This is a genomic window from Candidatus Microthrix parvicella Bio17-1, from assembly GCF_000299415.1.
Taxonomy (GTDB): Bacteria; Actinomycetota; Acidimicrobiia; order Acidimicrobiales; family Microtrichaceae; genus Microthrix; species Microthrix parvicella.
Window position 1 is genome coordinate 183,440 of sequence record NZ_AMPG01000004.1, and the last position, 23,097, is coordinate 206,536.

At 68.7% G+C, this 23,097-nt stretch carries 19 protein-coding genes; 18 read left to right on the top strand and 1 reads right to left on the bottom strand.

Annotated elements, in window-relative coordinates; genetic code table 11:
- Nucleotides 1-3,718: 3,718 nt before the first annotated feature.
- Nucleotides 3,719-5,449, bottom strand: coding sequence for a DUF3556 domain-containing protein (locus MPARV_RS0116605; RefSeq protein ID WP_020379067.1), 1,731 nt, complete (start codon nucleotides 5,447-5,449; stop codon nucleotides 3,719-3,721).
- Nucleotides 5,450-5,606: 157 nt separating this feature from the next.
- Between MPARV_RS0116605 and aspS the strand changes: the two genes are divergently transcribed.
- The 18 genes from aspS to MPARV_RS0116695 all read left to right on the top strand — a co-directional run bounded on the left by aspS (nucleotide 5,607) and on the right by MPARV_RS0116695 (nucleotide 22,981).
- Entirely contained in the window at nucleotides 5,607-7,406 is a 1,800-nt protein-coding gene (gene aspS, locus MPARV_RS0116610; RefSeq protein ID WP_012229357.1) for an aspartate--tRNA ligase, read from the top strand.
- A complete protein-coding gene (hisA, locus tag MPARV_RS25420) occupies nucleotides 7,403-8,218 on the top strand; it encodes a phosphoribosylformimino-5-aminoimidazole carboxamide ribotide isomerase (protein WP_012229358.1) in 816 nt (271 codons plus the stop codon). The genes aspS and hisA overlap by 4 nt, the downstream gene beginning before the upstream one ends.
- Nucleotides 8,208-9,584 (top strand): replication-associated recombination protein A, encoded by a 1,377-nt coding sequence (locus MPARV_RS0116620; RefSeq protein ID WP_020379069.1) that lies wholly within the window; start codon nucleotides 8,208-8,210, stop codon nucleotides 9,582-9,584. Before hisA ends, MPARV_RS0116620 begins: the two co-directional genes overlap by 11 nt.
- Entirely contained in the window at nucleotides 9,581-9,877 is a 297-nt protein-coding gene (locus MPARV_RS0116625; RefSeq protein ID WP_012229364.1) for a hypothetical protein, read from the top strand. The genes MPARV_RS0116620 and MPARV_RS0116625 overlap by 4 nt, the downstream gene beginning before the upstream one ends.
- A gap of 213 nt (nucleotides 9,878-10,090) precedes the next feature.
- A complete protein-coding gene (locus tag MPARV_RS0116630; protein ID WP_020379070.1) occupies nucleotides 10,091-10,474 on the top strand; it encodes an excalibur calcium-binding domain-containing protein in 384 nt (127 codons plus the stop codon).
- A gap of 43 nt (nucleotides 10,475-10,517) precedes the next feature.
- Nucleotides 10,518-11,267, top strand: a complete 750-nt coding sequence (locus tag MPARV_RS0116635; RefSeq protein WP_020379071.1) for a M23 family metallopeptidase — start codon at nucleotides 10,518-10,520, stop codon at nucleotides 11,265-11,267.
- A 48-nt stretch (nucleotides 11,268-11,315) separates the two neighbouring features.
- Entirely contained in the window at nucleotides 11,316-13,907 is a 2,592-nt protein-coding gene (alaS, locus tag MPARV_RS0116640; protein WP_020379072.1) for an alanine--tRNA ligase, read from the top strand.
- Nucleotides 13,904-14,449: a Holliday junction resolvase RuvX gene (gene ruvX / locus MPARV_RS0116645; protein WP_012229369.1), complete on the top strand. Its 546-nt coding sequence runs from the start codon at nucleotides 13,904-13,906 to the stop codon at nucleotides 14,447-14,449. Before alaS ends, ruvX begins: the two co-directional genes overlap by 4 nt.
- Complete coding sequence (mltG, locus tag MPARV_RS0116650; protein WP_012229370.1) at nucleotides 14,446-15,942, top strand: endolytic transglycosylase MltG; 1,497 nt, start codon at nucleotides 14,446-14,448, stop codon at nucleotides 15,940-15,942. The genes ruvX and mltG overlap by 4 nt, the downstream gene beginning before the upstream one ends.
- Before the next feature lie 22 nt (nucleotides 15,943-15,964).
- The gene (aroE, locus tag MPARV_RS0116655) at nucleotides 15,965-16,807 is read left to right on the top strand and encodes a shikimate dehydrogenase (protein WP_157789696.1); all 843 of its coding nucleotides are present in this window, start codon (nucleotides 15,965-15,967) and stop codon (nucleotides 16,805-16,807) included.
- Between the two features lie 32 nt (nucleotides 16,808-16,839).
- Nucleotides 16,840-17,436: a shikimate kinase gene (locus MPARV_RS0116660; protein WP_020379073.1), complete on the top strand. Its 597-nt coding sequence runs from the start codon at nucleotides 16,840-16,842 to the stop codon at nucleotides 17,434-17,436.
- Nucleotides 17,433-18,470, top strand: coding sequence for a 3-dehydroquinate synthase family protein (locus MPARV_RS0116665; RefSeq protein ID WP_012229374.1), 1,038 nt, complete (start codon nucleotides 17,433-17,435; stop codon nucleotides 18,468-18,470). The genes MPARV_RS0116660 and MPARV_RS0116665 overlap by 4 nt, the downstream gene beginning before the upstream one ends.
- Nucleotides 18,457-18,957, top strand: a complete 501-nt coding sequence (locus tag MPARV_RS0116670) for a type II 3-dehydroquinate dehydratase (RefSeq protein WP_012229375.1) — start codon at nucleotides 18,457-18,459, stop codon at nucleotides 18,955-18,957. The genes MPARV_RS0116665 and MPARV_RS0116670 overlap by 14 nt, the downstream gene beginning before the upstream one ends.
- Nucleotides 18,958-19,023: 66 nt before the next feature.
- Nucleotides 19,024-19,587, top strand: a complete 564-nt coding sequence (efp, locus tag MPARV_RS0116675; RefSeq protein ID WP_012229376.1) for an elongation factor P — start codon at nucleotides 19,024-19,026, stop codon at nucleotides 19,585-19,587.
- Nucleotides 19,565-20,041 carry a transcription antitermination factor NusB gene (gene nusB, locus MPARV_RS0116680; RefSeq protein ID WP_081582392.1) on the top strand — a complete coding sequence of 159 codons (477 nt, stop codon included), beginning with the start codon at nucleotides 19,565-19,567 and terminating at the stop codon, nucleotides 20,039-20,041. The genes efp and nusB overlap by 23 nt, the downstream gene beginning before the upstream one ends.
- Nucleotides 20,034-20,639, top strand: a complete 606-nt coding sequence (pyrR, locus tag MPARV_RS0116685; protein ID WP_012229378.1) for a bifunctional pyr operon transcriptional regulator/uracil phosphoribosyltransferase PyrR — start codon at nucleotides 20,034-20,036, stop codon at nucleotides 20,637-20,639. Before nusB ends, pyrR begins: the two co-directional genes overlap by 8 nt.
- Nucleotides 20,640-20,688: 49 nt before the next feature.
- Nucleotides 20,689-21,642 carry an aspartate carbamoyltransferase catalytic subunit gene (locus tag MPARV_RS0116690; RefSeq protein WP_012229379.1) on the top strand — a complete coding sequence of 318 codons (954 nt, stop codon included), beginning with the start codon at nucleotides 20,689-20,691 and terminating at the stop codon, nucleotides 21,640-21,642.
- A gap of 40 nt (nucleotides 21,643-21,682) precedes the next feature.
- The gene (locus tag MPARV_RS0116695; protein WP_012229380.1) at nucleotides 21,683-22,981 is read left to right on the top strand and encodes a dihydroorotase; all 1,299 of its coding nucleotides are present in this window, start codon (nucleotides 21,683-21,685) and stop codon (nucleotides 22,979-22,981) included.
- Nucleotides 22,982-23,097: the final 116 nt, after the last annotated feature.

A 23,097-nucleotide genomic window follows, 5' to 3' on the forward strand; every position in this document is an offset into this window, starting at 1 on the left:
GGCGGCCAGGGTCCACGCACAAAACAGGGCGCCCAACACCGTGGCGACACCGACCGTGATGACCCCGCCCACGATTGCCGGCGCCGACAGCGTGACCCCGAGCAGGGTGGTCGGGTCGCGGCCGGTCACCAGGCCGCCCACGTGCCTGCCCAGGCCCGCGGCCCAGCCGAGCACCACGCCGATGACGATCAGTTGCGCCAGCCCGTGGACGAAGCCGGCCGTGCGGGCGACCACGACGGAGGCCCGGTCGGCCGCCTCGGGCTGCGCGAACAGGGTCGTCCCGATGAGCACGGCCGCCAGGGGCAGCCACGACAGGGGGCTGGCCCAGTACTCGGCCATCAGGTGGCCGGACAGGCCACCCAGGCCTCGCAGCGTTCCCTGATCCCCAACGGTGAAGATGGCGATCATTGCGAAGATCGCAGAGATCGCACCGGTCACTGCAAGGAACCCCGGGTTGATGAACGGAAAACCAAGGTGCCGGACGAGCGCCCGTCGGGAGGCAACAAAGCCGGGGAACACCGCGCGTAGGTGCAGCGTCCGAGGCCCGAAGCGCCCGGTGGCGTCGGTGAGCGCAAACGCAGTGTCGAGGCCGGCCGGATCATCGCCCGGATCATCGCCCGGATCATCGCCCACCGCATGGTTGACACCCAGGGGCCAGACACCCGCCGAACGTTGTCGTCGGCGCCGGAGTTGGTGGGTGGGATGGGTGAAGGCGCCGCCGCCACCGGCGGTCACATAGTGAACGCCGCTGACGGGGTCGGCGAGGTGGGCGTAGTGATGGCTGTCGCCGCTGACGAACAAGGCCACCCGTCGGGGGTCACCCAGGGTGTCGAGGATGAAGCGATCCAACGACACCTGGGCCTCGACGTGGCGGTGCCCGTCCGCCCATGCCGGCGTGGGCCAGGCGAGAATCAGGCGAACCTCGTCGCCAAGGCTCGCCCCGATGCGCGTGAAATAGTCCAACTGAACCGGGTCGACGTCGCTGCCGGAGGAGCCGCCGTCGACCGCAAACAGCATCCACCCCGGGGCAACCTGCACGGCGGCATAACTGCGGCGCTGCACGGTGCGCCACACCCCCAGGCGACCCTGGTCGCACAGCAGTGCTGAGAATCCGTCGAGACCGTCATACCAATCGTGATTGCCCGGTATGGCAACCACGACCGGGTCGGTGCCGTCGGGCGCGGCTTCCAACCCGTCGCAGGCCTGTTGATAGGGCCCGGTCAGGCGATCGCGGTAGGCGGCGGACGTGCCCACCGGGTAGGCGAGATCCCCGCCGATCACCAGAAGCGAACCGCGCGGCAGGGTCACGTCGGGTCCGTCGGGTCGGGGGCGCGCGGCCAGTTCGACGGCGTCGGTCAGCTCGACGTTGCCGGCCAGATCGATGGCCTGGGTCATCGTGGTCGGCCGACCCTCCGGCCCGCGACCGATGAGTCCTCGCGCCAGATGCCAGGCCACCGCCGTGGTTGGCACGTGACCGTCGCCGGTGTCGGCCACGTAGTCCATCCACACGGGCTGCGGGGCGGTGCCCCGCTCAGGTTCGGGACGGCGCCGTGCCTCGTCAAGGTTGATCACCTCGGCGTCCGGGTCGAGTGCGGCCAGCACTTCGCGTCGGTCTGCAAAAGGCTTCACCGCCTCGGTCACGCTCAAGCTGGAGCCCGCGCGGAACAACACCGACGGATCGAACCAACCCACCATGGGCCTGGGCGAGAACCGGATACGACCGAGCCGGGGGAGTACGCCTCCGGGTAGGGGAGGCGGCGTGGCCAACAGAAGAAGCTCGATGCCTCGACGCACCTCGATGTCGTCGAACGCCGGGGTGTGCCCAACCCCGCCGAGGGGCATCTCCACCGGCCCCCTTGGCGCCACGTGCCGGGCCGGGCCGAACCCGCTCTTCGGTGGGTAATCCATGCCAACGGGCCCGCCCACCGGATCTCCACGACGCCAGGCGTTGATCCACGCCGCGCCCGTGCCCGACCGGTCCGCCAAGTGCTCGGCCAGCGGTATCAGCGCCTCGGGAGCAAATTGATGAGGAAAGAACCGGCCGTACAACGGACCCAGCGGACAGGCATGGGTGACCAGCGATGTACCCGACAGGTTCAGGCCGCCTCCGGCCAAACCTGCCAGCGCGCTGACGGCCAACACCGAGCCCTGGCTGTGGGCCGACACCACCACCTGGCGCCCCTCCTTCAACGCATCAACCACCTGGAGCTGCAGCTGTGGCACCACGATCTCGGAGTACGGCGTAATGGCCAGCGGATGAAACCTGCGAGGCCAGAAGGTCAGCACCTCCCAAACGGACGCCACCCACGGACGCATTCGGGGCAGGTAGCGGGTGGCCCCGGCGGCCAGCCCGGCACCCAGTGCCAGCAGCAGCGGCGCTGCGGCGGCCAGCCGGGTGAGCCAGCCGGCGTCGGGCCCCTGGATCTGCACCGGCCAGGGGGCGAGCCAGTCCGCCGGTGGTTGGAAGCGGTGGATGAAAAGGCACAGTCCGACGCCGAATGACACGCCGACGCCGGCCGTTCCGATCAGGTCGATGCCACGAATCGCGCCCTGCAACGCCCAGAGCGGGCGCGGCACCCGCTGGGCGTCCGCTGGTGGGACGACGGCGGCGTTGCCACCCGCCCTCACGGCGGCGACGATCGCCAACACCGTCGCCATGGCCGCAGCGGCGACAACGCCGGCGGTGAACCCCTCCAGCAGTGCCACCTCCGACCCCAGCACCACCTGCCCATCGGCCCGCATGCTGAGCGCTCGACGGGTCACCAGGACGACGCCGGACCAACCGGCGTTGGACATGAGCACAGCCAGGCCCATGGCCACCGCCGGACCCGAGATCCTCCACCGGCGAGCCAACAGCCCCGGTCGTTCCAGCCCGATGATCGCCAGTACCGCCACCCCCGCCCATTGGACGGCGCCGATGGTGCTGAAGACATCCCCCAACCTGAGGGGGTTCGGCACGCCGGGTACCGGCACCGGCTGGGTGCCGGCCCGATGGAGCGCCAGCATGGTCGTTGCGGCCAGGGTGCCCAGCGCCGCCAGCTGGTGGACGACCGACAAGAAGGCAAGGTCGGGTTCGTGGGCGAAGAACGCGGGGTTGAAGACACGCTCGTCGTCGTCGACCCCGCCGCGGGTCTCCGGTGCCGCCGTATAGGGGGCAACCGCCTCCGCTGCGGCGCGGGTGCGACCGGCCAGTGCAAAGGAGGCCAGGATGCCCACCAGCGTGAGCGCCACCCCCAGCCACAAACGCCTCAGTGGGTGGTGGACCCAGACGTTGAGGCCGACCAGCCCCTGCCACGCCACGATGTCGATCAGCAGATGGGCCACCCAGGCCGTGGTGGTGATCGTGAGGCTGATGCCGATGAGGTGGGCCACCCGCCGACACCAGGCGGCCCGCCGCGGCGCGTTGGCCGGATGCATCCAACCGGCGACGTTCGCCAGCGTGAACGGCGCAAGCACCACCCAAAACGGCAGCCACCAATTGTCGGAGATCAGGTCGCCCCAGCGGAAGATTCGGACATCGGTGGGAAGCTGCGCGGCGCCGGGCGGAGGCAGGATCGTGTTATCGGGAGGGTTTCCGACCCCATGGACCCGGAGCTCCAGCGGCGTGACGGTGGAGCCGTTCTGGCGGCCGTTGCTGGGCGGATCGCTTGGGCTCATCGGTTTTCCCCCTGTGGTGGCACGGTACCCGACCAGGTCGTTGGCCGTCGGCCGTCGGCCGTTAACGCTCGTGGCGCTCGATGCCCACGTCCAGGCCCGTGGCGTCCCACGGCTGAAGGCCCAGCAGGTCGGTGGCGGCGATGGCACCGGACCCAAGTGCACCGTCGGCCGCATCCACCAGCCGCCAGTTCAAGTACGGAGAGCCGAGGGCCTGTCCCTCGATGATGACGGCCCGCAGGTCGCCCGGCTCGAATTCGCAGCGTTCCTGAAGGATCGCCAGAAACCGTTCGTCGTGGAGGTGACCGTCACCGAAGTTCCAGCCGAGCACCATGCCCGCCACCATCTCCCCGTCGATGAGCTCGATCTCCGCGGGATCGAGCTGCGTTGCAGGGTCGGTATGGCGCGAATCGAGCACGACACCATCCGCCGCCATCGGGAGCAGCGCCGCCAAGGCCCGGCCGTGGAGGTGCATGGCCCGAAACGCCTGGCCGCGTCCAAGCGCAACCGTGAGGTCGCCATCGCCTCCAAGGCGCTCCAACTGATGGGCCGGGGTGGCCGCCGCGCAGGGGAGTGCCTGCTCGATGCGATCGAGACAGCCCGGCCGTAACAACCACGTGCCGGTCGCCCAGTTGCCCGCGTAGTAGCGCATGGCCGGAAGAAACGACACCCGGTCGGGCCGGACGTTGCCGTAGGCGGGGATCACCACCAGGCAGACGATGAGCACGGCGATCAGGAGCGGGTTGGAGAGGTCCCAGATCCGCACGTCGCCGTGCTGCCCGAACAGCACCACCGCCGAGTAGATGAAGAACAGGTTCCACTCGAGGGGAACGCCAAGGGGAAAGCTGGTGAGGATGGTCAGGTGGAAGCCCACGATGGCCACCAAGGTCAGCGTCCGAAGCGGCCCGCTGGGGGCGAACACCAGCACCAACGGCGCGCCGTACTCGAGTGCGGTGGCCAGGTGAGCGACCCATGCGGCACCGGTGGAGCCGCGCAGGTCGTTGGGGAAGTCCCGGTAGAGCAGGCGTCGCAACCGCCTCGATCGAAACAGCGGGTTGTTCGACAACATGACGGCGATGACGTTGGGAAAGTGATGGTTCAGCTTGGAGGTGGCCGCCCAGAACCACAGTGCGGCCTGCACCGCCTGTTCCCCCGCAAACAGGTTGCTGGGGAACAGGAGCACGAAGGCGGCCAGCAGGTAGTGCTCGGAGCGCCCGGCCAAAAACACCGTGCGGTCCCGCAGCCCGGCGAGCACCATGACCACGATGATCGGGGCCACGATCCAGCGGCTGCCCAGTGGATCGCCGGCGACCAGCGCGCGCAGCGTCAACAGGAGCAGCGCCCCATAGAGGCCCACGTCGACGACCGTTCGTCTGCTGCCCGACGTCATCGGTACCCGGGGCCAGGGCGGCAACCGCACCCCGCCGACCCGCAGAAACGCCCGAAACGCAGTGATCGGAGGGGAGTAGCGGCCGGTGAGCGGGCCACTCCCGCATCCCAGGCCCAGCGCCTCGTAGATCAGGCTCCACAGCACCGCCTTGGCGAAGATCTCGGGACGGGACCACCAGGAACCGATGGCGGTGATGCCGCCCACCTCGTCGGTCGTCAGCGCGAAGGCCAGGAATCCACCCACGAAAAGCAAAAGCTTGACCAGGTAGAACAGATAGGCGACCCCGGGGGCGCCAAAACCCTGCATCGCCCAGGTGTGGCACATCAGCCTGAGGCGCTCGGCGTAGGGGAGCGAGGGCCATGCCTGGGAGTCGAACTCCGGCTCTCTCGGTTGCACAAACCCCATGGCGATCGCCCCCGCTTCGCTGCGGCCGTCACGTCGGCCTCGATGTGGGCCCACTCTGTCATGCCGACGCCCGCCCGAAGTTGCCCGACGCCCGACCGTCAACCGGTCCCGGGGCCGACTCAGGGCTACCGGGAGTGGCTCGGTAGGATCGGGCCCCGTGCCTAGCTCCGAACCAACTCCAGCGTCATCGCCTCCGTCCTCCCCCTATCGCACCGTTCTGTGCGGTGAACTTCGGTCGGCCAACGTCGGCGACACCGTCAGCGTGGCCGGATGGGTGGCCCGGCGCCGTGAGCACGGCGAACATCTGGCCTTTATCGACCTGCGCGACCACACCGGCATCGTGCAGTGCGTCATCGATCACGACGTCGACGTTCGCTCGGAGTGGGTGGTGAAGATCACCGGTGTGGTTCGCCCCCGCCCGGACGGCACGGTCAACCCCGACCTGGCCACCGGCGAGATCGAGATCGGTGAGGCCGACGTCGAGGTGCTCAGCCAGGCCAAGCCCCCGCCGTTTCCGGTCGATGACCGTGCCGACGCGGTCGACGAGACCATCCGGCTGCGTCACCGCTACGTCGACCTGCGCCGCGAGCGCATGCAGGCCAACCTGCGCCTGCGTTCCAAGGTGAACGCGTCGATCCGAACCGCCATGGACGACGCCGGGTTCGTCGAAATCGAGACCCCGATGCTGACCGCGTCCACACCGGAGGGCGCGCGCGACTTCGTCGTTCCGTCACGCCAGCACCCCGGCACGTTCTATGCGCTGCCTCAGTCGCCCCAGATGTACAAGCAGCTGTGCATGGTGGGTGGGTTCGACCGCTACTACCAGATTGCACGGTGTATGCGCGATGAGGACCTGCGGGCCGATCGCCAGTACGAGTTTGCGCAGTTGGACGCCGAATTGGCCTTCGCCTCGCGCGATGAGGTGCTCGAGGTGATCGGGTCCACCGTGTCGCTGGCCATCGAGGCGGTCACCGGGACCCCGGTGGGTGAGATCGAACGGATCACCTGGCACGATGCCATGGACACCTACGGGTCGGACAAGCCCGACGTGCGGTTCGGCATGCTGCTGTGTGAGGTGACCGACGTGTTTGCCGAGACCGGATTCAACGCGTTCAAGGCTCCGTCGATCAAGGCGATCTGCGTGCCCGGGGGGGCCGAACTCACCCGGAGACGACTCGATGAGCTCACCGACTCGGCACGGCGCTGGGGGGCCAAGGGGCTGGTGTGGATGCGGGTCAAGGCCGAGGGCCTCGACTCACCGGTGGCCAAGTTTCTCAGTGACACCGAGATGGTGGAGCTCACCGAACGCACCGGTGCGGCCGAAGGCGACCTGTTGCTGCTCGTGGCCGACGAGTGGCGCCAGACCACCCACGTTCTTGGTCTGTTGCGCCTGGAGCTGGGCCGCCCGCCCATCGCCGAAGGCGGTGTGCAGGTGCGCTGGGTGGTTGATTTTCCCCTGTTCGAGGAGATCGATGACGCCACCGGCAAGCCGACATCGGCCCACAATCCGTTCACGATGTGCCACGAGGAGGACCTGGGCCTGCTGCAGGCGGCGGCCGCCGGGGAACTGGACAATCCTCGCGACCTGCTCAACGTGCGCAGCCAGAGCTACGACCTGGTCATCAACGGCTGGGAGCTGGGCTCGGGCGGAGTGCGCATTCATCGCAGCGAGGTGCAACAGACGGTGTTCTCCCTGCTCGGCATTTCCGACGAGCAGGCTGAACGCAACTTCGGCTTCCTGCTGGAGGCGCTGCGCTATGGGGCGCCGCCCCACGCCGGCTTTGCCTATGGCATCGACCGTCTGGTGGCGATCCTGGCCGGTGAGGACAACATCCGCGAGGTCATCGCCTTTCCGAAGACCCAGAGCGGCGCCGACCCGCTGACCGGCTCGCCCGGCCCCATCGAGGCTGCCCAACTCGACGAGCTTGGGCTGCGCCTGCTGCCGCCCACCACATGACCCGCTTTCGCCCCTGCATCGACCTGGCGGACGGCGCCGTTGTGCAACTGATCGGCGGTACCTACGCCGACGATGGTTCAACCACGATCACCAACCACCGCAGCGAGCGGCCTGCGACCTACTTTGCCGAGCGCTACCGGGAGGACGGGCTCAGCGGCGGCCACGTCATCAAGCTGGGTCCCGAGAACGATGCATCCGCCCGCAGGGCGCTGGCGGTCTGGCCGGGTGGGTTGCAGCTGGGTGGTGGTGTCAACGTGACCAACGCCGCCATGTGGCTGGAGGCCGGAGCGGCGGCGGTGATCGTCACGAGCTCACTGTTCGACGACCGGGGTCGGTTTCATCCCCAGGCGTTGGCGCGGCTTGCCGCCGAGGTGGGCCCCGACCGGCTGGTCGTCGACCTGTCGGCTCGGCGGGTGCCGACGGATGACACCGACACCCCGGGTCCGGCCGATCGTGACGAGGCCCCCCGGTGGGTGGTGGCGATGGACCGCTGGCAACGCCTGACCAACCTGAAGATCACGCCGTCGGCGCTCGACGATGTCGCCGAGCATGCAGGCGAACTGTTGGTGCATGCCGCCGACGTCGAGGGCCGCCAGGAGGGCGTTGACATCGAGTTGGTGTCGCTGCTCGGGGAGTGGGGCGGCCGTCCCGTCACCTATGCCGGTGGGGCGCGTTCGATCGAGGATCTCGACCTGGTGGCCGAGCACTCGAAGGGCCGGGTGGACCTCACGATCGGCTCTGCGCTCGACATCTTTGGTGGCACCGGTGCGAGTTACGACGAGTGCGTGGCCTGGAATCGCCGTGAGCGGTGACCTGTTCAGCGCCACTGCCGAGGAGTTGGCGGCGGCGTCGGCGCCGTTGGCAGACCGACTTCGACCGCGCTCGTTGGACGAGGTCGTGGGCCAGGAGCACCTGCTGGGGCCGGGCAAGCCAATGCGTGTGCTCGTCGAGGCCGACAAGCTGAGCTCGGTGGTTCTGTGGGGGCCACCCGGCACGGGTAAGACCACCCTGGCCCGGCTGATCGCCGGCGCATCGTCGGCACACCTTGAGGCGCGCTCCGCGGTCACCTCCACCGTCAAGGACGTTCGCGAGGTGATCGCCGGCGCCCAGGCCCGGCTGGGTGAGCGGGGGCGCCGCACCATCCTGTTTCTCGACGAGGTACACCGCTTCAACAAGGCGCAACAGGACGCGCTGTTGCCCGCGGTGGAGACCGGCCTGGTGATCCTCATCGGAGCCACCACGGAGAACCCCGGTTTCAGCGTCAATTCGGCGCTGCTCAGCCGCTCGGTCCTCTTCCGCCTCGAGCCGTTGAACGACGAGGCGCTGGTGTCGTTGGCCAGGCGAGGCCTGGCTGCAGAGGGGCTCGCCGCCGGTGCAGGTGACGCCGTGGACCAACCCGGCGCGGACTTCACCGAGGCGCTCGAGGTGCTCGCCGTCTCGGCTGCGGGCGACGGGCGGCACCTGCTGACGACGCTTGAGGTGGCCATCAGCCTGGCCCGGGCGCGCTGCGGGGCCGGGGTGCACGGCGACCGGGTGGTGCTGTCGATCGAGGACGTCGAAGGGGCGATGGGGGCCAAGGCGGTTCGTTATGGGGTGGACGCCCACTACGACGTGGCCTCGGCGTTCATCAAGTCGATCCGGGGCTCCGACCCGGACGCCGGCCTGTACTGGTTGGCCCGCATGCTGGAGGCAGGCGAGGACCCACGCTTCATCGCCCGCCGGTTGGTGATCTCGGCATCGGAGGACATCGGCGAGGCCGATCCGATGGCGTTGGTCGTCGCCACAGCCGGCGCCCAGGCCGTTGAGTTTGTCGGTTTGCCCGAAGCCCGCATCAACCTTGCCCAGGTGGTGGTGCACCTGTCCCAGGCACCCAAATCCAACCGGGCGTACCTGGCCATCGGCGAGGCGATCGGTGACGTTGGCAGAGGTTTGGTGGGCGAGGTGCCGCCACCGCTGCGCGACACCTCCGGCCAGGCGTCCAAACGCCTGGGGCATGGCGCCGGCTACCGCTATCCCCACGACGATCCGTCGGGCTGGGTCGACCAGCAGTACCTGCCCGACCTGGTGGCGGGCCGCACCTACTATCGACCGGGTGACCACGGGTACGAGGCCCGTGTGGCCGCCCGGCTCGCCGCACGCGGGGCTGTACCCTCGGCGAAGGAGGAGGAGACCACGTGATTCCCAAGCGAGTGTTTTGGTTTGCCGCAGGTGCCGCAGCCGGCGCCTTTGGCATCAAACGCGTCGAGTCCGAATTGGAGGCCCGTCGTGATCAGTTGACTCCAGCCAACCTCGCCAAGGGTGCCGCGGGGATGTTGGTGGGTGTTGCGGCCGATGCGCCCGGCCGGGTCACGGGGTTGGTGAAGGAGCGCAGGGCCCAGCGCGGCGACGAAGGTTCCGGGCCGAAGGAGCCGTGGGCCCCACGCGACTGGAGCAGCGACGGGGGGCACCGGGTCGCCCGGCCGCCCCGCTGAACGCCTGCGCCATGGTTCGGCCTGGACCGTCACGCTTCGGGCGAAGCGGTTAGGGTTCCAGAGCCGAGACGAGTGAACTCGGCCACCAACCGAGGGAACGTCATGTGGCCTGATCGTGACCCAGGAAGACAGCCGAACGTTCGGCACCCCACTCAGCGGTCGCGGACGGGGCCAAGGAGTATCGCCGGGACGGCGCTGGGGGGTCTCGCCCTGGTGGCCGCAACGATGGTGCTCGCCGGATGTCCGAGCGGTTCTCAGCAGTTGCCACCCGACACGTCGTCGCCGCCCCAAACCGTCGTCGTGATCTCCGAGGTGCCGGCGCCGACCCCGGCGCCGACCGCAGCGCCCGCGCCAACGACGGTGGTGGTGATCCAACAGCAGTCCCCGCAGACCGTGGTGCGTGTGGTCCCCGAACAGGCTCCCACCGCAGGTGCCGTCGTCATTCCGTCCTACGTTGCCGAAGGCGACTACTGCAAGTGGCTGGGTGCCAACGGGTACACCTATTCGCAGGCCCAGGCCACCTTCAACTCGCTCGGCCGGCCAAGCCACATGGACGCCGACAACAACGGCATTCCCTGCGAGACGGTGTACCGGTAGGGAGATGGCGACTTCGGCCCGGTTCGTGATGGGAATGAGGTAGGTGGCCGACCAACAACGGCCAGGTGCCCCGCTCATCGGCCTGGTGGCGGTGGCTGCGGTGTTGATCGTCGGCCTGCTGGGTGCCGGCGCGTGGGCGATGCTCGGCGCCGATGGCCCCACAGTGTCGGGCAGCGCTGCGGCGCCGAGCACCAGGTCACCAACCACGATCGTCTACCTCACCGTGCCGAGGACGGCGGTCGAAGACACCGTGGCGCCTGCCGGCTCGGCCGCCCCGGTGACGGTGACGGTGCTCGCACCCGTGGCGCCGCCACGGTTCGTGTTCCCGGTTGACTCCGACAGCACCCATTACGACTCGGGTCATCACGACTACCCGGCAGCCGACATGTTCGCCCCATGTGGCACCGCGGCGTTGGCGGCCACCGATGGCACCATCGAGGAGATCCACACCACCGATGACTGGAACTCGTCGACCGACGATCCTGCTCAACGAAGCGGCCTGTTGGTGTCGCTCGTCGACGCCCGCGGCGTTCGCTATTACGGCAGCCATCTGGAGTCGGTTTCGGTGCAGCAGGGACAGCAGGTCGGCGCCGGGGATCAAATCGGTACCGTTGGCGAGACCGGCAATGCCGCAGGAACCGGGTGTCATCTGCACTTTGGGTTGTCACCCGCCTGCCGGACCGGATGGCAGAACCGACGAGGCCTGCTGGCGCCGCAGCCGTTTCTGAACGATTGGCGTCGTGGCCTGCCCGGCGATCCCCTCGCTGCGGTGGAAGCCCTCGGCTGCGGCTGAGCAACCGCTGCGCCGTTCAGACGAGGGGGTCGGTAGGATCATGGTCGTATGCGCGCTCACGAACTGCGATCCGCCTGGGACCGATTCTTCGAGGGAAGGGGCCACACGCTGGTGCCCTCCGCCGGGCTGATTCCGCATCACCCGTCGGCGCCCATGTTCACCAACTCGGGCATGATGCCCTTCGTCTCCTACTTCCTTGGGGAGGAGGCGGTGCCCTATGACCCGCCGCGGGCGGCCTCCATCCAGAAGTGTGTGCGGGCGGGCGGCAAGCACAACGACCTGGACGCAATTGGGCGCAGCACCCGCCACCTGTCGTTCTTCGAGATGGCCGGCAACTTCAGCTTCGGCGACTATTTCAAGGCCGAGATGATCCCGTGGGCCTGGGAGTTCACCACCTCGTCGATCGAGTCCGGCGGGTTGGGCGTCGACGGCGACCGAATCTGGGCCACCGTGCACACGACCGACGACGAGGCCGAGCAGATCTGGGCCGACGTGGTGGGCCTGCCCCGAGAGCGCATTCAGCGGTTGGACGCCGACAACTTCTGGGAGATGGGGGAGACCGGACCGTGTGGGCCGAGCTCGGAGTTGTTCTTCGACTTCGGGCCGGACTTCGGTGCCGACGGGGGGCCCGCCCACGGCTCCGAGTGGCGGTACATCGAGTTCTGGAACCTGGTGTTCACGCAGTATTTCCGCGGCGCCGACGGCGAGCTCAGGGATCTACCCAACAAAAACGTCGATACCGGCCTGGGCTTTGAGCGCACCCTGGCACTGACCGAAGGCAGCTCCTCGCTCTATGACGCCGACGGGATCAGCCAGCTGGTTGGCGCCGCCGAGCGGGTGACGCGACAGTCGCTGGGGGACAGCGACCTGGGCGACATCGCCCTGCGGCTGCTGGCCGACCACACCCGCAGCACGGCATTTCTCATCTCGGACGGCGTCATCCCCTCCAACGAGGATCGCGGCTATGTGCTGCGCCGCATCATGCGCCGCGCGGTGCGCTTCGCCTACCTGCTGGAGGTGTCCGACGCCGTGCTCGCGCCGATGATCCAGCGCTGCGCCGAAGTGATGGGCGACGCCTATCCGGACCTGAGGACGAACAGCGACCTGATCCTGGGCGTCGCCGAGCGGGAGGAGGGTCAGTTTCGCAAGACGCTGGCCAAGGGTTCGGCCCTGTTGGACGGTGAGCTCGACAACCTTGACGAGGACGCCGCCCTGCCCGGGGCGGTCGCGTTCAAGCTGCACGACACCTTCGGCTTCCCGTTGGAGGTCACCGAGGAGATGGCGCAGTTGCGCGGTCACGAGGTGGACCATCAGGGCTTCGACACCGAGATGGCCGAGCAGCGGGCCCGGGCCAAGGCGGCCTCCAGGGGCACCGGTGTGGAGGTGGGCGACGAGGCCGACGCCTACCGCCGCATGATCACCGAGGGCGGTCCCACCGAGTTCGTCGGTCGCGAGACTCCGTCGGCCGAGGCGACCGTGCTGGGTGTGGTCGGCGATTGGGTGGTGCTCGACCGCACGCCGTTCTACGCCGAGTCCGGCGGGCAGGTGGGAGACACCGGTTCGCTCAGCTGGCCGGGAGGTGGTGCCCGGGTGATCGACACGACCAACGCGTTGCCCGGCCTGATCCGGCACCGTCTGGTGGCAGGCGCCGACACGCCCGCGGTGGCGAGCAGGGTCACCGCCGAGATCGACAACGACCGGCGGGACGCCATTCGTCGCAACCACACCGCCACCCACCTGTTGCACTGGGCCCTTCGCCAGGTGCTCGGTGATCACGTCAAACAGCAGGGGTCGTTGGTGGACGATGCCCGGCTGCGTTTCGACTTCAGCCATTTTCAGGCGATCACACCGGACGAACTCCGTCGCATCGAGGATCTGGTCAACGGCGTGGTGCTCACCGGTGCGCCCGTGTCCCACGACGAGATGACCCGGGCCGCGGCCGACGAGCGTGGCGCCATCGCCTTCTTCGGTGACAAGTACGGCGATGACGTGCGGGTCCTGGAGGCCGGACCCTCGGTCGAGCTGTGCGGCGGTACCCACGTGTCGGCGTTGGGCCAGATCGGAGCCGTCAAAGTGGTGTCCGAGGCATCGATCGGCTCGAACATTCGTCGCCTCGAGGCCACCACCGGTCTCAACACGGTGGAGCGTCTGCGATCCGACGAGGCCATGTTGGGTGAGCTGGCCACCGAATTGGGCACGTCCGTTGACGAGCTGTTGGGCTCGGTCCGGAAGCGCAACGACGAAAACAGGGCGCTCCGGGCCGAGGTGGCACAGCTTCGATCCGAGGGTGCTCGGGCCAGAGCGATGGCGCTGACCGACCTGGCGGTCGACGGGGTGATCGTGGCCCGCGTCGAAGCCGAAACCCGTGACGAGGTGCGCGATCAGGCCCTCGCACTGCGTGACCGGCCGGGCATTCGTGCCGTTGCCCTCGGTGCCGTACCCGGGGGAAAGGGGGTCACCCTGGTGGTTGCAACGCAGCCCGACGGCCCCCTGCACGCGGGCGACCTGATGGCTCCGGCGGCCAGGGCCATCTCGGGTGGTGGCGGCAAGGGCGCCGATCTGGCCATGGCCGGAGGAAAGAACGCAGACGGGCTGGACGAGGCGCTCGAACTTCTACGTGTGGCGTTTGAGACCGCATGAGCGATGGCCCAACCGCTGCCGGGGGTGGACGGGTGGTGACCAACGCGTCCGGCCTCGACGCGCTGCCCCTCGTGGCGCGCCTGCGGGCCATGGGCGTGGATCCGGGCACCAAACGCATCGGCGTGGCCGTCGGGGCCGCCGGTGTGGCCACTCCGCTGAAGACGTTGGTGCGCACCAAGGACGTTCAGGGCGATTTCCGTCGGCTGGCCGCCCTGGCCGCTGAGTACGAGGTGGACGTGGTGGTGGTCGGCCTGCCGGTTTCGCTCGACGGCCAGCGACGCGCTGCGGCCAAACGGGCGCTGAGCGAGGTGCAACTTCTCGGGCATCTCCTGAGCGTGCCCGTCACGACCTACGATGAGCGCTTGACCACCGTCACAGCGGAGCGATCGTTGGACCATATGACCCTGACCGGGCCACATCGGCGTGCCGTCGTCGATCAAGTTGCAGCATCGGTCATCCTTCAGGGATGGCTGGACGGACGCGCCAACCATGAGGTGTCCCGGTCGACCGCGGGTGACCAACGTGTCGGAGGCGCCCTGTGAGCGATCTCACCGACGACTGGGACACGACGGCGCTGGACGAGGGCTGGGCGAATGCACCGGTGCTCGTCTACCAAAACCCGGACGGCACTTTTGCCGATGAGGCCGACAACGAGGTGTTCGACGATGGCGCCGGGGGCTTCGTCTACGCCGACGGTGCGGCGGTGTTGGTGGCCGATCCCGATCATCCGTCCGAGACGGTGGCGCCCAGGGCCGAGATCCTCGTGTTCGAAGACGGCAAAGGTGGGTACGTCGACGAGCAGGGTGACCAGGTCTTCGACGACGGCGCCGGTGGTTGGGTCGACCGTGACGGGGTCCCGCTGACCGAAGGCTGGAACGACAGCGTTGCACCCGGGCCGGAGCAGGCCGTCCGGCGCGGCAAGGGACGCAAACAGCGTTACGAGGACCTGGCCACCAACGACGGCTGTGGGCGTCGGGCCATCGTGGGTTTTGTGGTGGTGCTGGGCGTCATCATGTTGCTGGGAGCCGGAGCCGTGTTCTGGGTCCTGCGCAAGGTGGATCCACCGGGGGAGCCGGGCAAGGCGGTCGACGTGGTGATTCCCCAGGGGGCAACCGACGCCGATGTGGGGTTGTTGCTGGAATCCAAGGGCATCATCAGCGACGCCGGAGTCTTCGGCTGGTACGTGCGGTTCACGGGTGGAAACTGGGCGGCGGGTGAGTACCCGGAGATGAAGAAGAACTCGAGCTTTGCCCAGGTGACCCAGACGCTGGACGAGGGTCCGGTGCCGGTGGGCACGTCGCGGGTCACGATCCCCGAGGGTGTTCGCCTCGACGAGGCCCTCGACAAGTTGGCCGCTCAGTTTCCGGAGATCTCCAAGGAGGACTTCTACGCGGCCTTGGCTTCGGGCAAGGTCACGTCCAAGTACGTCCCAGCCGAATTGCCCCCCCTTGCCGAAGGGGAGGTCGCCCCGCCGCAGATGAACAAGTGGGAGGGCATGCTGTTCCCGGACACCTATGAGTTCTCCGACGACGCCACGCCGGTGGAGATTCTGCAGAAGCTGGCCGACCAGATGTCCGCCGAGCTCGATGAGCTGGGCTACGAGAACTCCGAGGCCAAAGTGGGCCTCACCCCCTACGAAACCGTGATTGTGGCGTCGCTGGTCGAGAAGGAAACGGGAACACCGCCGGAGGAGCGGGGCCAGATCGCCCGCGTCATCTACAACCGGCTCGCCGCTCCGGAGATCCTGGGCATCGACGCAACCGCGGTGTACTCAAAGAACAAGCCGGGCGGCGAGTTGACCACGCCCGAGCTTCGAGATCCGGCCGACCCGTTCAATACCCGAACCAAACAGGGTCTGCCCCCCACCCCGATCGGGCTGCCGTCCCAGGCGTCGCTCAAGGCGGCGATCGCCCCCGAAGAGGGTGCCTGGATGTACTACGTGCTGGTCGAGCCGGGAAAGCATGCGTTCGTCGAGACCCAGGCCGAGTTCATCGAGCTGCGAGACAAGGCCCGAAACCAGGGTGTCATCGAGTGACCATCCGACCCGCCGACCGGTGGTGATCTCAGGCTCCACCCGGCTGGCAGGCGTGATCGGCAACCCCGTGCGCCATTCGATGTCACCGGCGATCCACAACGCGGCCTACGAGGCGACCGGCCTGGACTGGGCCTATGTGGCCCTGCCCGTGACGGAGGACCGGGTGGAGGCGGCGCTGCTCGGGGCGGTGGCCCTGGGCCTTGAGGGCGTGTCGGTCACCATGCCACACAAGACCGCCGCAGCGCAGTTCTGCGACGAGTTGACGCCTGCGGCAGCCAGGCTGGGCGTCGTCAACTCGATACGAAACGTGGACGGCACGCTGGTGGGGAACAACACCGATGGCACAGGCTTTCTGCGGGCCTTGTTGGCGGACGGTTGGTCGGCGAACGGCCGGCGAGTGGTCGTGGTCGGCGCGGGCGGCACGGCGCGGGCCCTGACCGCCGCCCTGGTCGATGCCGGAGCCGAGCAGGTGCTCGTGGCGGCCCGGCGTGAAGAAGCGGCCCTCGAGGTGGCCACCATGGCGGGAGCAGGGGCGCGCGGCATCCGCCTGGAGGACATGAGCGCGTCACAGTGGGGGGACGCCGACCTGGTGGCCAACACGACCCCGGTGGGCATGGTGGGGTCGGCGCGGCCCGACGCCTCACCGGCACCGGTCGCGTGGTTGTCGTCGCAGTGCCGGGTGATCGATGCGGTGTACCACCCGCTGACCACCCCGCTGCTGGCGGCATCCCGGCAGCGGGGCCTGTCCACGTTGGGAGGCGTCGAACTGCTCGTCGGGGTGTCCGCCGAGGTGTTCACCTGGTGGACGGGCGTTGAGGCGCCGATGCAGGTGATGGTGGACGCCGCACGAACCGTTCTTGGGTGACCCAACCTGCTGGAGTGCCCTAACTTGCTGGAGTGAATTCCGTCGACCCCGCATCGATCCCGCTGCCGCTTCCCACACGGTCGACCGCGCCAAACGGTCGCCGCGGGGGCCCGATTGCGTTGGTTGGGTTGCCCGGCTCGGGCAAATCGTCGGTGGCGCGGCTGCTGGCCGACCGACTCGGTCGGCGCTGGGTCGACCTGGATGAGCGCCTCGAACTCGTCACCGGCCAAACGGTCACCGAGCTGTTCGCCGAAGGCGAGGATCGATTCCGGACGTTGGAAACCGAGGTGTTGCGCGGCGTGCTGGCGGTCCCCACCGGGGTGGTGGTGGCCACCGGCGGAGGCGTCGTCACCAACCAACTCAACCGTTCGGTACTCGCCACCCGGGCCACCGTCGTGTGGCTGGACGTGCCGGTCGAACGCCTGCTTGACCGGCTCGCGGCCGACCAAACCGATCGGCCGCTGCTCAACGACGGCGACCCGGCCATCAAGCTTGGCGCCCTTGCCGAGGTGCGGCGTCCGTTGTACGAGCAGGTGGCCACCCACCGAGTGGACGCGTCGGCCGATCCCGAGGCGGTCGTCCTGGCCGTGGAGCAGGTGTTGGCAGGGCCGGTAGCCTCCGCCTCATGAACCACTCAGACACGGCGTCTGCGGTCGACCTCACGGTCGACCTGGGCGACCGCTCCTACCCCGTGGTGGTGGGCGAGGGCGTGCGAACGCGTCTCGCGGCGCTCCTGCCGGCCGGCACCCGCCGCGTGGCCGTGGTGAGCGAACACGGGCAGCCGTGGCTGGAATCAACCCTCGACCCGCTGCAGCTGCCGATGTCGGTTCATACGATCGACGGAGGCGAGCCACACAAGACCCTGGCGACCATCGAATCGCTGACCTCGTCGTTTGCGAGGGCCGGGGTCACCCGAGCCGACTGTGTCGTTGGTATCGGTGGCGGGCTGGTCACCGACGTCGCCGGATTTGCCGCCGCCACCTACCACCGGGGACTGCCCGTCGTGCACGTTGCCACCACGCTGCTGGGTCAGGTCGACGCGGCGATCGGTGGCAAGACCGGCGTCAACCTGCCCGAGGGCAAGAACCTGGTCGGCGCCTACTGGCAGCCGTCGGGGGTGATCTGTGACACCGAGACGTTGCAGACACTGCCGGAGCGCGAATGGCGGTGCGGTCTGGGGGAGGTGGCCAAGTACCACTGGCTTGGCGGGGGGCGCCTCGACGACCTCAACCTGGTCGACCGGGTGGCCCGTTGCGTGTGGATCAAGGCCGAGGTGGTGGCCTCCGACGAGCGGGAGGGCGGACGCCGGGCCATCCTCAATTACGGCCACACGCTGGCCCATGCCATCGAGACGGTGGGTGACCATGCGCTGGCCCACGGCGAAGCGGTTGCGGTGGGCCTGATCTTCGCCGCCGAGTTGGCCCACCGGCTGGGTCGCATCGACGCCGACGCGGTCGCCGAGCATCGACGGGTGATCGCCGGTTACGGGCTGGTCGACCGGCTCGATGCCTCGCTGGCGAACGACGACCTGCTGGCAGCAATGGGTCGCGACAAGAAGGCGCTCGACGGGCGGGTGTTCGTGCTCGACGGCCCCAACGGGGTCGAGCAGGTGGCCGACGTGCCCGTCGAACTGATTGTGGAGGCCATCGATGCCACCCGATGACGTGAGTGGGCGACACCTCACCCCCGACGCAGCCGACTCGGGGGAGCCGCCGACGGTGCTGTTGTTGTCGGGTCCAAACCTCAACCTGCTGGGCACCCGGCAACCCGAGATCTACGGCAGCGCAACGCTTGCGGACCACGTCCGGACCGCCACCGACACCGCCGAGTCGCTGGGCCTCTCGGTGGAGGCGGTTGCCACCAATGCCGAGGCTGAGGCGGTTGAGGCGATCCATCGGGCACGAGGACGAAACCGCGCCATCGTGGTCAACCCAGGTGCCTTCACGCACTATTCGTGGGCGCTCCACGATGCGCTGGCCGCCTTCGAGGGGCCGGTGATCGAGCTGCATCTGTCCAACCCGGACGCCCGAGAGCCATGGCGTCGCACCTCGGTGGTGGCCCCGGTGGCCACCGGCACCATCGCGGGTTTCGGCGGTGACGGCTATCGCCTGGCCATCGCGGCGGTGGCACGCCTGCTCGACCTTGGTTGACCGGTCGAATCACACGATCAAGTAGCCTTTCCCGGCCGCCCCGCCGACGACAGACCGAGGTATCGAATGGCCCAGATCTCCACCGCAGACTTCCGAACCGGCATCACCGTCGACCTCGACGACGGGTTGTTCACGCTGGTGGACTTCCAGCACGTCAAGCCGGGCAAGGGGCATGCGTTCGTCCGCACCAAGCTGAAGAACGTCCGCACCGGCGCCGTGTTGGATCGGACGATGCGGGCGGGGGAGAAGATGGAGCGGGCCATCGTCGACAAGAAGGAGATGTCGATGTTGTACCGGGACGGCGGCGACTTCGTGTTCATGGACTCCACCACCTACGACCAGCTCCACGTACCACCCGAGACCGTTGGCGACGCGGCCGACTACCTGGCCGACAACTCCAGCGTTGTCGTGGTGTTCTACGGCGACGAGATCATCGGCATCGACCTGCCGGCATCGGTCGACCTCGAGATCGCCGAGACCGAACCGGGACTTCAGGGCGACCGTTCCTCGGGCGGCACCAAGCCCGCCACGCTGTCCACCGGCAAAACCATCCAGGTGCCCCTGTTCGTCAACTCGTCGGACACCGTGAAGGTCGACACGCGCAGCGGTGAGTACCTCACCCGTGCGTGATGGCGCCCGGCACGACTCGGCGCCGATCATCGGCGGTCGGCGGGAGGCCCGGGAGCAGGCGCTCCTGTTGCTGTACGAGGCCGAGATCCGTGACCTGACCCCGGAGGCGATGGTTGACGAGGTGGTCGTCGAGCCCGAGGCGTACACGCTGGAGGTACTCGCCGGCGTCACCCTGCATCGGACCGGCCTCGACGAGCTCCTCACCGGTCGCACCGGCGACTGGCCGCTTCACCGGCTGGCGTCGATCGACCGTGCGGTGCTGCGCCTGGCCGCCTGGGAGCTGACCGAACGCGAGGACGTACCGACGGCGGTGATCCTCAACGAGGCGGTCGAGCTGGCCAAAACCTACGGCACCGATGATTCGGGTGGGTTCGTCAACGGTGTGCTGGCCAACCTGGCGGCCGAAGTGCGCCCCGACACCTTGCCCTTCGAGGCCCCGGACACCGATGGCTGAGCGCGAGCGTCGCCTGGCTCGGCCCTACGGAGGCATCTTCCAACCCAGGGTCCGGGTGATGGACGCGGACGACATGGCACGGGCCCGCAGGCGCATGGCCGGCGAGATCATCGAACGCAACGAGGGCATCGACTCGCTGGTACTGATCGGTTTGCAGACCGGAGGCATCAGCCTTGCCCGCAGGCTGGCGGCGGACATCTCCCTGCTGGCAACCGCCGACCAGGCACTGGCCGACGCGGCCGACCTCGGCGAACGCCAGGTACCGGTGGGAACCCTCGACGTGGTGATGCACCGCGACGACGTCGGCATTCGCCCCCTCCTGCCCGAGGCCCCCACCTCAATCCCGGTCGACCTCACCGGCACCACGGTGATCCTCACCGACGACGTGTTGTTCACCGGTCGCACCGTGCGGGCGGCGCTGGACGCCTTGGCCGACTGGGGCCGACCCCGTGCCGTGCAACTGGCCGTCATGGTGGACCGGGGCCACCGCGAACTGCCGATCGCCCCCGACTACGTGGGCAGGGTGGTGCCAACCCGCCGGGTGGAGATGATCGATGTTGCCGACGACGGCGTCGACCTCGGCGAACTGGTGAAGTAGTGCGACCGTCGCATGTCACCGCCCGACACCCCCTGGCGGGAGTGGAACATTGACCGATCTGCTCGACATCTCCTCGCTCGGTCGCAGCGGCATCGAGGAGTTGCATGCGTTGACCGACCGCATGGTGGAGGTGAGCGGTCGACCCATTCCCAAGAGCCCCGCGCTGCGAGGTCGCACGGTGGTGAGCTGCTTCTTTGAAGACTCCACGCGCACCCGGCTGAGCTTCGAGGCCGCAGCCCGGCGCCTGTCGGCCGACGTGATGGGGTTCTCGGCGGGCAGCTCATCGATGAGTAAGGGCGAGTCGGTACGCGACACGATCGAGACGATCGACGCCATGCGGGTGGACGCCTACGTGGTACGCCACCGGTCCTCCGGCGTGCCCCATCAGATCAGTGGCTGGACCGACGCATCGGTGATCAACGCCGGCGACGGCCAACACGGTCACCCCACCCAGGCGTTGCTCGACACGTACACCTTGACCCGCCGCCTCGACCGGTCCGGCGCCGCCGCACTCGACGGCCTCAGCATCGTGATGGTGGGCGATGTTCGCCACAGCCGGGTGGCCCGCTCCAACATCGAGGCCATGACGGCGCTGGGTGCCGAGGTCACCCTGGTGGCGCCCCCCACGCTGTTGCCGCCCGCCACCGACACCTTTCCGGTGAAGGTCGGTCACCACCTCGACGCCGCACTTGCCGACGCCGACGTGGTGTACGTGCTGCGCATCCAGCGCGAACGCATGGCCGAGGCGCTCATCCCCACCCTGCGGGAGTACACCGCCTCCTACGGGCTGACCGCACGACGGCTTGGGATGTTGGCACCATCGGCTCACATCATGCATCCCGGGCCGATGGTGCGCGGCGTGGAGATCTCCCCGGAGGCCGCGGACGACCCCCGCTCGCTGATCACCGCACAGGTTGCCGCCGGGGTACCCACCCGCATGGCCGTGCTGTTCTGGGCGCTGTCCGGTGACCAGGCGGCCACGGTCGCCGAAGATCATTCGTGAATGAGCCCAGATTGAGCGAGCACAGATTGAGGGAACGCAGATGAGCAGTTCGAAGCCGATCGTGAAGCTGGTGGGAGGACGTCCATGGAGTCGTGGAGGCGACATCGGCCAACGCGCGGACGTGCTGGTACGCGACGGCCTGGTGGCGGCGATCGGCGCCGAGGCCGGCGAGGCTGAAGCCGACGTCACCCTGGACTGCTCGGACGCTGTGGTGGCCCCAGGGCTGGTCGACCTGCACACGCATCTTCGTCAGCCGGGCAAGGAGGAGGCCGAGACGATCGAGACGGGGGCCAGGGCCGCAGCGCTTGGCGGCTACACGGCCGTGTTGGCCATGCCCAACACCACGCCGACCATCGATTCGGCCGAGGTGGTGCGCGAGGTGCTGGAGCTGGGGCGGAGCGCACCGTGCGCCGTGCACACCTCCGGCGCCATCACCGTCGACCGGGCGGGGGAGACCCTCGCTCCAATGGCCGAGATGGCCGAACTGGGCGTCACCCTGTTCACCGACGACGGCACCGGGGTCCAGGACGACGCGCTGATGCGCCGTGCCCTGGAGTATGCGGGAGGACTGGGCGTGATCCTGGCCCAACACTGCGAGGTCACCTCGTTGTCGCAGGGCACCTGCATGCACGAGGGCGCGACCTCCGCCCGGCTGGGCCTGTCGGGGCAGCCGTCGGAGGCCGAGGAGTTGATGGTGATGCGCGACATCGCCCTGAGCCGCCTCACCGGCACTCCGGTTCACTTCCTGCACCTGTCCACCGCCCGCTCGGTGGCGTTGGTGCGGGCGGCCAAGGCGGCCGGTCAAGCGGTCACCGCCGAGGCGGCCCCGCATCACTTCACGCTCACCGACGATGCCTGCGGCGGCTACGACCCAACGTTCAAGGTGCACCCGCCGCTGCGCACCGACGAGGACGTCGCAGCGGTCAAAGCCGGCCTGGCCGACGGCACGATCGACGCGATCGCCACCGACCACGCGCCGCACACCCCCGACAGCAAGGAGCTGCCCTTCGACCAGGCGCCTCCCGGCATGTTGGGCCTGGAGTACGCGCTGGCCCTTGGCTTGACCGAGCTGGACCTTCCCCTCCACCGGCTGATCGAGCTGATGTCGGTGCGACCCGCCCAGATCGCACGAATGCCCGAGCAGGGGCGCCCGGTGGCGGTGGGGGAACACGCCAACCTGTGCGTGATCGATACGGCTGCGGCCTGGACCATCGACGACTCCGGCGGCGCCTCCCGCAGCCGCAACGTGCCGTACGTGGGGCGCCGGGTCAGCGGCCGGGTGCGTCACACGGTGTGTGGCGGCGAGCCTGTGGTGATCGCCGGCGTGGCCCAACGCTGAGTCGGCGGCCGGTCGGAGCTCCCCGCCTTCCGGCGCTGGTTCCGGGTGCCGCCCCGTCCGCCGGTACGGTGTCCGGCGGAACCCACCCGGCCGACGGATGGAATGAACTGGGAGGA

Excerpts from the sequence above, each read along its gene's own strand:
- MPARV_RS0116605 (WP_020379067.1), bottom strand. The coding sequence starts at position 5,449 with ATGGGGTTTGTGCAACCGAGAGAGCCGGAGTTCGACTCCCAGGCATGG.
- hisA (WP_012229358.1), top strand. The coding sequence starts at position 7,403 with ATGACCCGCTTTCGCCCCTGCATCGACCTGGCGGACGGCGCCGTTGTG.
- alaS (WP_020379072.1), top strand. The coding sequence starts at position 11,316 with ATGCGCGCTCACGAACTGCGATCCGCCTGGGACCGATTCTTCGAGGGA.
- ruvX (WP_012229369.1), top strand. The coding sequence starts at position 13,904 with ATGAGCGATGGCCCAACCGCTGCCGGGGGTGGACGGGTGGTGACCAAC.
- MPARV_RS0116665 (WP_012229374.1), top strand. The coding sequence starts at position 17,433 with ATGAACCACTCAGACACGGCGTCTGCGGTCGACCTCACGGTCGACCTG.
- MPARV_RS0116670 (WP_012229375.1), top strand. The coding sequence starts at position 18,457 with ATGCCACCCGATGACGTGAGTGGGCGACACCTCACCCCCGACGCAGCC.
- efp (WP_012229376.1), top strand. The coding sequence starts at position 19,024 with ATGGCCCAGATCTCCACCGCAGACTTCCGAACCGGCATCACCGTCGAC.
- pyrR (WP_012229378.1), top strand. The coding sequence starts at position 20,034 with ATGGCTGAGCGCGAGCGTCGCCTGGCTCGGCCCTACGGAGGCATCTTC.
- MPARV_RS0116695 (WP_012229380.1), top strand. The coding sequence starts at position 21,683 with ATGAGCAGTTCGAAGCCGATCGTGAAGCTGGTGGGAGGACGTCCATGG.